Origin of the sequence: uncultured Campylobacter sp. (assembly GCF_938031315.1) — a bacterium.
Classification (GTDB): domain Bacteria; phylum Campylobacterota; class Campylobacteria; order Campylobacterales; family Campylobacteraceae; genus Campylobacter_B.
In genome coordinates this window covers 1-8,413 of record NZ_CALHHT010000498.1, presented here as the reverse complement: position 1 = coordinate 8,413, position 8,413 = coordinate 1, and the positions used below count along the sequence as shown (strand labels likewise).

At 48.4% G+C, this 8,413-nt stretch carries 7 protein-coding genes; all 7 read right to left on the bottom strand.

The window, feature by feature from the left end; genetic code table 11:
- Positions 1-787 (bottom strand): glycosyltransferase (locus Q0236_RS12290; RefSeq protein WP_297918528.1); only part of this gene is annotated, 787 nt, incomplete at its 3' end.
- Positions 788-1,026: 239 nt separating this feature from the next.
- Entirely contained in the window at positions 1,027-2,070 is a 1,044-nt protein-coding gene (locus tag Q0236_RS12285) for a glycosyltransferase (RefSeq protein ID WP_297918525.1), read from the bottom strand.
- Positions 2,067-3,332 carry a glycosyltransferase gene (locus Q0236_RS12280; protein WP_297918523.1) on the bottom strand — a complete coding sequence of 422 codons (1,266 nt, stop codon included), beginning with the start codon at positions 3,330-3,332 and terminating at the stop codon, positions 2,067-2,069. The genes Q0236_RS12285 and Q0236_RS12280 overlap by 4 nt, the downstream gene beginning before the upstream one ends.
- Positions 3,332-4,411, bottom strand: coding sequence for a glycosyltransferase family 4 protein (locus tag Q0236_RS12275; RefSeq protein WP_297918520.1), 1,080 nt, complete (start codon positions 4,409-4,411; stop codon positions 3,332-3,334). Before Q0236_RS12275 ends, Q0236_RS12280 begins: the two co-directional genes overlap by 1 nt.
- Position 4,412: 1 nt before the next feature.
- Positions 4,413-5,474, bottom strand: coding sequence for a polysaccharide pyruvyl transferase family protein (locus tag Q0236_RS12270; RefSeq protein WP_297918517.1), 1,062 nt, complete (start codon positions 5,472-5,474; stop codon positions 4,413-4,415).
- Entirely contained in the window at positions 5,471-7,093 is a 1,623-nt protein-coding gene (locus Q0236_RS12265; RefSeq protein WP_297918514.1) for a Coenzyme F420 hydrogenase/dehydrogenase, beta subunit C-terminal domain, read from the bottom strand. The genes Q0236_RS12270 and Q0236_RS12265 overlap by 4 nt, the downstream gene beginning before the upstream one ends.
- Positions 7,090-8,413, bottom strand: a 1,324-nt coding sequence (locus Q0236_RS12260; RefSeq protein ID WP_297918511.1) for an oligosaccharide flippase family protein, incomplete at its 5' end; no start/stop codon positions are given. The genes Q0236_RS12265 and Q0236_RS12260, both read right to left, overlap by 4 nt.

Sequence of the window (8,413 nt, the reverse complement as noted above, 5' to 3'; positions counted from 1 at the left end):
TATACGGATTTGCATCAAAGCCCAAAAGCTTCACGCGACCGCCCAAGCCGAGCTCCTCTATCAGAGCCTCAAGCTCGGCTCGCAACACGCCGTCGCCTAAGATCAGTAGGTCTTTATCGTTATTTTTTAAATTTGCATACGCGCGGATCAAAAGCGCGTGGTTTTTACCCGCATCGAGCCTGCCGACGCTTAGGAAAAAGGGCCGCTCCTGTGCGATAGGCTCGCTAGCTTTGCGGCCGATCTCATCCAGATCGATCGCATTATACAGCACGCTCATCTTGCGCTCGTCAATCCCGAAATTGTCCGCCAGATCGCGCAGATTTCCGAGCGAGTTCGGAAAGATAAAATCAGCCTTCGGATAGAGCTTGCGAAGCAGAAGCTTTGAAATTTTGGATTTGAAGCTCGCATCTTTATACAGCACCGACGGCGTCGAGCATTCGTTAAAAATCATCGTTCCGCCCAATCCGTAAACTCGCGCCAGCGCCGCCACGTAACACGGGCGGTTCATCCAAACGAAGTGGATGTCGATACCCAGCCTCTCGCATAGTTTTTTGTATCGCAGCGCCAAAAACGGCAGCTTTGCGAGCTTTAACAGCCCGTTTTCAAAAGGGGCTGATTTTTCGATGAAATGGATCTGCACGCCGCTTGGAATTTCATAAAAAATCCTCTCGTTCATCAGCACCAGATGCACCTCGTAGCGTGCCGTAAGCTCGCCTAAGAGGTTGCTTACGACGCGCTCGGCGCCGCCTCCTGCCATCGAATATATAAAAACGCTTAATTTCTTCATCCCTTTACCTTTTAAATATCGCTGCCGCGCCCTAAATTTAAGCTTTGCTCACGCCTTTTTGTGCGAGCAGCGCCGCGCCATTTAAATTTAGCGCGTTTTGCGCTGCCTCAAGCGGCTAAATTTCATCGCGCGATGCGGCAAATTTAAACGCGCCGTTTTGCTCGGCGCAAGAGCCTATCTTAGCACACCGAAGTTTAAATTTATCCCTGCGCGCCGCTAGGGCATCGATTAAACGGCTGCTATTTGCGCGCAAACCGATCGATCAAGCCCTGCCAGAGCTCAACGATGCGCTCTTGCGAAAACTCGTCTAAATTTTCATTTGCATTTTGCACCAGCCGCTTTTGCAGCGCCTCATCTCGCATTAAATTTTCAAGCTTGCTCGCAAGTTCATTCGCATCGCCGCGTTTAAACAAAATGCCGCTAAAGCCGTCCTTTATGAGCTCTTTTGCGCCCGCCGTGTCGCTACTAAGCCGTGCGCAGCCGTAAAATGCAGACTCGATCAGCACGTTTGAAAGCCCTTCATTAAGCGAGCTTAGCACAAAAATTTTGGCTTCTTTATACAGCTCGCTCACGTCCTGTTTGTGCCCTAAAAATCGCACTTCAAGCCCGAGCCGCGCCACGAGCTCGCGCAAGCTTTCGCGCAGCGAGCCGTCGCCTGCGATTAAAATTTCCCACTTCGCAAGCAGACTTTTATCGATCCTGCTTAGCGCGTCAAAGTAAATTTCATACCCCTTGACGGGCTCGAGCCTGCCGACGCTTAAGATCACGTTTCGCTTGGCGCTTTTTGCGTCGCAGATCTCGCCGAAAAAGGGGTTGTGCACGATGAAGCAGTTTTTGACAAATCGCGAATAGTACTCAAAGTCCGAGCGCGTAAGCACCGTAAGCGCGTCCGCTTTTTTATAGCACAGATCGCGCACGCGGCTAAAAAGCCCGTTTGGCAGATAATCGTGCGCGTTGTGCTCGGTCGCGATGAGCGGGATGCCTAGCCCAAAGCTTGCGATCACGCACGCTACGTTCGTCCAGTCCATAAAGCTGATGATGACGCTTGGGCGCTCGCTCTTGAAACACTCGCGCAAAATTCTGTATTTATCGAACCTGCCGCCATTTTTATAAACATCTAGATGCAAAAATTTTATCTTTTCGCTAAATTTATACCTGCCCTCGTCGTTTTCCAAAATCGCGATCGTAACGTCGTTTGCGCGCGCAAAATGGTTCGCCAAGACCTGAAGCACGCGCTCGGCGCCGCCGTTTCTAAGAGCCGCGATGACGAATAAAATTTTCATTTTAACTTCCGATAAATTTTATAAAATAGCCGCAAAAGCGCAGGGCTAGCGTAAAACAAGACCATCATCAGTGTCTGCGTGTGGCTTGCATGCGCCGCGAAAAATCTAAAATCCAGCCGCTCGCGCACCAAAGCGTGCAGTGAGCGGATCTGATCCGCAGCTTCTGCGGCGTTTAAAGGCGAGCGGGGATCTGCGATCTTTCTTTGCGACGCAGAATTTTGCTTAGAATTTCGCATATAATTTTGCTTGGCGGAATTTTTAAATGCGGAATTTTTACCGCATGCGCAAGATAAACTACCAGCGCCATGCAAATCCGCTTCGTTTGCCAAGCTGCACGTATTAGCCTCGGAAGGAGAAGTTGCATCTCCATCCAAGCCTGCAGCGTCAAAGCTCGATTTGATAATTAAAAACGCCGTATTCAGCGCGGACTCGCAGCGAGTAAAATTAGCCTCACGCGCCAAGCTTGGATAATTCACAGCGATCGCCTCAGTATAGCGGCGCACCGCAGCGATGACCGCAAGATGCCTGCGCGCAAATGAGTTTACGGTCGAGCCCGCCCTTACGCGGTAAAAATATAAAATTTCATCCGTGCATGCCACAATAGAAGCGTTAAAAATATCAAAAAATATCGCCACATCCTCATAGATCTGCCCCGCAGGAAAGCGCAAAGCAGTGAAAATTTCGCGAGCAAACAGCGCGCGCCAAACCGCGGTGCTAAAATACGGATCCTGCGTGCAGCTGCGTCTAAAAAGCTCTTGCGGCGATATTTTGTATTCGCCTGCGTTGGCATTCGAATTTGTAGCTCCTCCTGGATCGCTAATCTCTTTAGAATTTTGATTTTCTTTAGAATTTAAAGCCGCCTTGAAATTATTTATTTCGCTCTCGTCGCTAAATGCTGTGTAGCCGCACATAGCAATTTTGGTGCAAAATTTCTGCGTCAGGCGAAAAAGCGTCTCAATCAAATCAAGACTTATCAAATCGTCGCTATCTACGAAACTGATAAACTCCCCGCGAGCGACATCCAAAGCAGCGTTTCGCGCGCTAGCCTGCCCGCCGTTTGGTTTATGCAGCACGCACACACGAGGATCACGCGCAGCGTATTCGTCGCAAATCGCCTCGCTGCCGTCATTTGAGCCATCATCTACGAGTAAAATTTCTAAATTCGTATAAGTCTGCGCCGTGATGCGCTCCATGCAAGTGCGCAGGAATTCTTTGACATTATAAACGGGGATGATGACCGAGATTAGGGGATTTTCGCTCATTATTCCTCCCTGTGTATCGTAGCGGCTATGAAATCCAACCAGCGTTGCCCGATCGTTTCAATTTTAAAGCTCTCCTCGCGCTTGGAGGCGTTTTGCACGAGCCGCTCGCGCAGCTTTTCGTCGCTCATTAGAATTTCAAGCTTTTTAGCGATACTTGCGCTATCGCCCACTGGACACAAAAACCCATCTACGCCGTCGCTTATAAGCTCGCTAGGACCTGCGATGCAATCCGTAGAAATTCTAGCGGTGCCGAAAAATATACTTTCCATCAAAATATTGCAAAAGCCCTCCATCTTGGAGGTTACGACTACGATTTTAGCGCGTTCATATAAGCTTTCGATATCACGCACAAAGCCGATGAACTGCACGTTTAAGCGCAGCTTCGCAGCTAGACTCTCAAGGCTCTTTCGCTCCTCTCCGTCGCCTGCGATCACCACCTTCCACTCTTTTAAAAGATTGAAATCTATAAGCGCAAGCGCCTTAAGAAGGACATCAAAGCCCTTATAGACATTGAGCCGGCCGGCTGCTAGGATGATATTTTCTTTAGGCGGGCGAGCATCTTTAGCATGGCTGATCTCAAACATCGGATTAGGCATAATCACGCGATTTTGCACATATGTGTAATGATCCAGATCGAATTTACTAAGCACACTAAGACCTGCAGCCCTCGGATAAAAGATCCGCTTGAGAGCTCGCCAGATCGGACTTTTTAAAAAACGATGATTGGTGTGTTCGGAGACGATGATTTTCTGCCCAACTCCTAGATTTGCGATAAGCGTAAGGACATTGGTATTATCTAAAAACGAGATCACGACATCAAATTTACGACTTTTTAGAAGCCTATGCAAGGCCAAAATTTTATCGTAGCGCTTTTTTATATTGCCAAATACTCCTAAATCGCCTACGCCCAAATCCAAGCTAATAAGTTCGATCTTATGATCCAGCGCGTAAAACGGCTCATCTGCGTCAAATTTTATCACACAGACTTCATTCTCGCGGCAGAAAAAATTTGCCAGCACGCTTAGCACGCGCTCGGCACCGCCCTTGCCTAAAGCAGAAATTACCATAGCTATTTTCATTTTATGAGCCTAAACTTGTTTTTAAAAATTTCATCGAGTCCTCTCTTTTACGGCGCAACGCCTCATTTACGCTATCCCAATCGATAGTCGCGTCCAAGCGCGCGTCTTTGGGATCTTGCAAAGCCCTATTTTCAAGCCCGAATAAGCCCAAAAGCGAGCTAAAGCGCGACGCGCCGCGACTAGCGTTAACGAGCACAAAAAACGGCTTATTAAAGATTATAGAAAATACGCAGCCGTGAAATGAATCGGTTAGCACAAACTCCGCGCCCGCAATAGCGCTTAGCCACGCTTTTATGCCGATGCGGTTGCCGCGGTCGTTCACCTCATCTATCTCTAGTCCGCTTTGCTTCTTTAGTAGCTCTATCGCCGCTTCTGAGCGAGGCGATGGATCTAGGATATAGGCAAAACCCTTGCGCTGCGGTGCATGGCTTAAAAATTTATCGTAAATCTCTTTGTTAGCTAAAAGCGTAGGATCTAGCACCCAGTGCGCATCTACGCCAAAGCATTCGCGTGCAAGCCTTACGCCGTCGCACTCGCGCACCGAAATAGCTTTAAATTTAGCCAAATTTGCAGCGTGAGCTTTTAAATCTGCGGGATTTTTAAGCCCACAGAGCCTATCTCCGCCGAAGCTTGCAGCATAGGCGATCCGCGTGCAGTTATCCGGCAAAAATCCAAGGCTAAAGCAATCTGCAAAATCCGCAAAATAGCTAGGGCGAAAAACCTGATCGCTTCCTAAAATCACCGCTTCAAAGCGTTCTTTCTCGCACAGCGCCTTTAAATCCGCAGGCATGCAAACAGGCGCGGTTAAAGGGATATTTTCAGCCACAAACTCGCTAGTATCGCGCTCGTAAGAGGGATTAAATTTCGCGCCGCAAAGCTCCTTTTTTAGCGTGCGCGCCACTAAAAATTTAAGATACGCAATCGATAGTTTGCTTCTTTGCAGGCGCAAGTTTATGAGACGTGGCTCATGCCCTAGCCCCACTAGCACGCGGCTTAGCGCGTAAGCTTGTAAAATTCCGCCGTAATTATTTACTAGCGGCAGGGTAAAAATCCCGATCTTCATGCAAACTTCCTATAAATTTTATATGCCGCGATCTTTGGTAGCGCCAAAAGCGCTAGCACTTTATTTGCTGCGGCAATTTTTTTAAGCCTAGCAGCGATGAAATCATCACAATCAAAATGCGTAGCGCTATATCGCTGGATCTGAAGCTTCTGGCGCAAGATGTAGCGTCTAAGCGGATTTTTCGCGCCGTAGAAAATTTCGTTTTTGCGCTCCACCTGGCTTTGCTGCGAGCGCTGCACCTCTGCTGCGGATATCCGCTCGCAAAAAATCTCCTCGCGTGCCTGCTTCGTAGGCTGCGAAAACAGCGCGTCGATCTGAGCTGCGCGCGTAATTACGAGCGATGTGCCGCGCCACTCGCTCATTTCGCTTTGCAGCCACGCATCCATCAGCACGACGTCGGCGCATTTGGCAAAAACGTCGGTGCAGGCGTTGCACGCAAGCGGCGTAAAAGCGCGCGAACTCCAGTATGCAAAGGCGCTACTACTGCGATCATCTATCGCCTCGCTACCGTCTGCAGCGCGGAATTTAAAGCCAAAGCTCATCGCACTTTTGCCCGCGATTTTATATCTGTAATTAACCGCCGCGAGCTGCTTATGCTCTTTAAACGCAAGATCTGCCAGCTTATACGTAAAAGCAGCACCCTTGCCCTGTCCGCAAACCAGCCCGATAATAAAGCTTATGCGGGATTTAAGGCGCGGATTTTTGCTCGCAGCAAGCCTTAAGGCCTTAGCAAAGCACGGCAGCGCGCTGATCGCGTATCTGCCCTCGCGGCGCGACATCTCCTTTAGCACTGCTTCAAGCGTGAGCGGATAGTAAGCGGACGAGCGCGCGCGAGTAAGCTCATCAGCATTTTTTATCACGCTAAATTTAAATAGCGGCACGGAATTTTCGCCCGCATAATTTCGCGCGTTTTTGGAATTCTCGCAAGCAAAATTCTGCGTTGATACGGAATTTTTACAAGAAGCTTTAGAATTCTGTGCGAAATTTTCATTTGTAAAATTCTGCATAGAATTCTGCGTAAAATTTTCGCAAAAGGAATTTTGCGCACTCGTAAAATTTATAGAATCATCATCCGCCAAATTCTGCGTTAAATTCGGAATTGCGGAATTCTGCTCGGAATTTTTGGTTGCGGAATTTTGCAAATTCTGTGGCTGCGCTAAATTATTGCAGGCAGAAAAATCTCGCTTGTGATTTTGGGCTATAAAATCCCCCTCGTCCGCAGGCACGGCGCAAATCGCGTAATCAATGAGCCCGCGCGCAAAAAGCTCGCGAAAAATATAATCTCCCGCACCGCCGCTTGCACTGCTTAGGCGCTGCACTTCATCTTTTTTGTAGAATTTGTAAGTGGCTAAAAACCTGCCAAAATCAGGGCTAAAGCTTTCCAACTCTGAGTATGATTTAGAATTTAGCTCATTTTCAAGCGTATCTTTTTCGTAAAACGGGCAGACTTTTAGACAAATATCACATTTGTCGCGACACCCTTCGCCCTCCTCGGGCGCGTAAAATCCATTGCCTCCAAGCCGCATTTTTAGCACGCTAAAAGGGCAGCTGCTCGCGCAGACGCCGCAGCCGATACAGCGGTCTTTCGTAACCACTTCGCTAATTACATTGAAGCTCAAGCCCGCCTCCTTATCTTAGCCGCAATGCCGCCAAAAATCGCGCGCTCATAATCGTTCATCGCCCAAAAATACGCGCTTAGCACAAACATAGCCGAATAAAGCCCGCCGCAAATTAGCAAAAAGCTCACTCCATGCAAGCCTAATGCGTAATTTATCACTAGGCTTACTGCGATTGCGGGAGCAAATTTTACTACCATCGCGCCGATATTTCGCCAAAATTTAGTGATGTCAAGTCCGATTACACGAGCATAGTAGATATTCATCACGCAGATATTTAGCAAGGTGATCGCAAAAGCCGTACCGCACGCAGCGCCCACGCCACCGTAAGCCTTAGCTAGCGGAATAGAAATAGCAATATTTACGAGCGTGACGCAAAACGCGGCGATTGAGCGGAATTTGACTTTGTTTTTTGCCTGAAGCACGGCTAAGCCTAAATTTTGAATCAACGGCACGCTTACTGGAAGCACCAAAATAAGCGCGATTGCGTATGAAATTTCATAATTTGCGCCAGCCCATAGCACGATAAACTCTCGCCCAAAAATCACCAAAAGCGACGCGATAAAAAATATCACGTAAAATTGCAGCCTGCCTATCTTGATAAATTCCGCGCTAAGCTCGGAATCGGTGGAGTTGGCAGAGACCATTTTGGCGATTTTAGGAAGCATTACGCCGCTAATGGTGAGCGAAAGCGTGACAAAAGTGGCATTTATCGTGCTTGCTACGGCATACGTGGAGACCGCTGTAGCGCCTGCGACCGCGCCTAAGATAAAATTATCGACATTCCAGTTTACTTGATCGACTACGATGCCTAAAAATATAAAAAACGAGTAGCCAAAAATTTGCTTAAGCGTGGGGGAGTCGAAATTTCGCACGCTTATCACGGGCGAGACTTTGCGCTTGCAGTAGATGAAATCTGCCGCGACGCAGATTAAATTTACCGCCGTAGCGATGATTACGATCGCGATAGCCTTATATCCCAAAAGTAGCGCAGGCACCGCAGCTAGCGGCAGAGCGATCGTGCGAAAGATCCCAACTAGCTTAATAAATACGAAATTCTCATGCGCCGTAAGGATCGACGAATAGATGCTAAAAGGAAAGCTAATCGCTAAATTTGCAGTTAGTAGCATTAGCATAATGCGAATTTCGCCCATCTCACTAGCGCTTAGCTTAGCGCCAAAAATCGCGTGCAGATTGGCTAGCAGCGCAGCTCCTGCAAGCACGACCACCGCGCTCATTACCAAATACACGCTAAAAATCGTGCCGTGCAGCTTATGCATGCGCTCCACTTCGCCGCTTGAGGCGTATTTAGCGGTATAGACC

Bases quoted from the DNA above. Each gene is read 5' to 3' on its own strand.
- Q0236_RS12275 (WP_297918520.1), bottom strand. From the start codon at position 4,411: ATGAAAATAGCTATGGTAATTTCTGCTTTAGGCAAGGGCGGTGCCGAG.
- Q0236_RS12285 (WP_297918525.1), bottom strand. From the start codon at position 2,070: ATGAAAATTTTATTCGTCATCGCGGCTCTTAGAAACGGCGGCGCCGAG.
- Q0236_RS12270 (WP_297918517.1), bottom strand. From the start codon at position 5,474: ATGAAGATCGGGATTTTTACCCTGCCGCTAGTAAATAATTACGGCGGA.
- Q0236_RS12280 (WP_297918523.1), bottom strand. From the start codon at position 3,332: ATGAGCGAAAATCCCCTAATCTCGGTCATCATCCCCGTTTATAATGTC.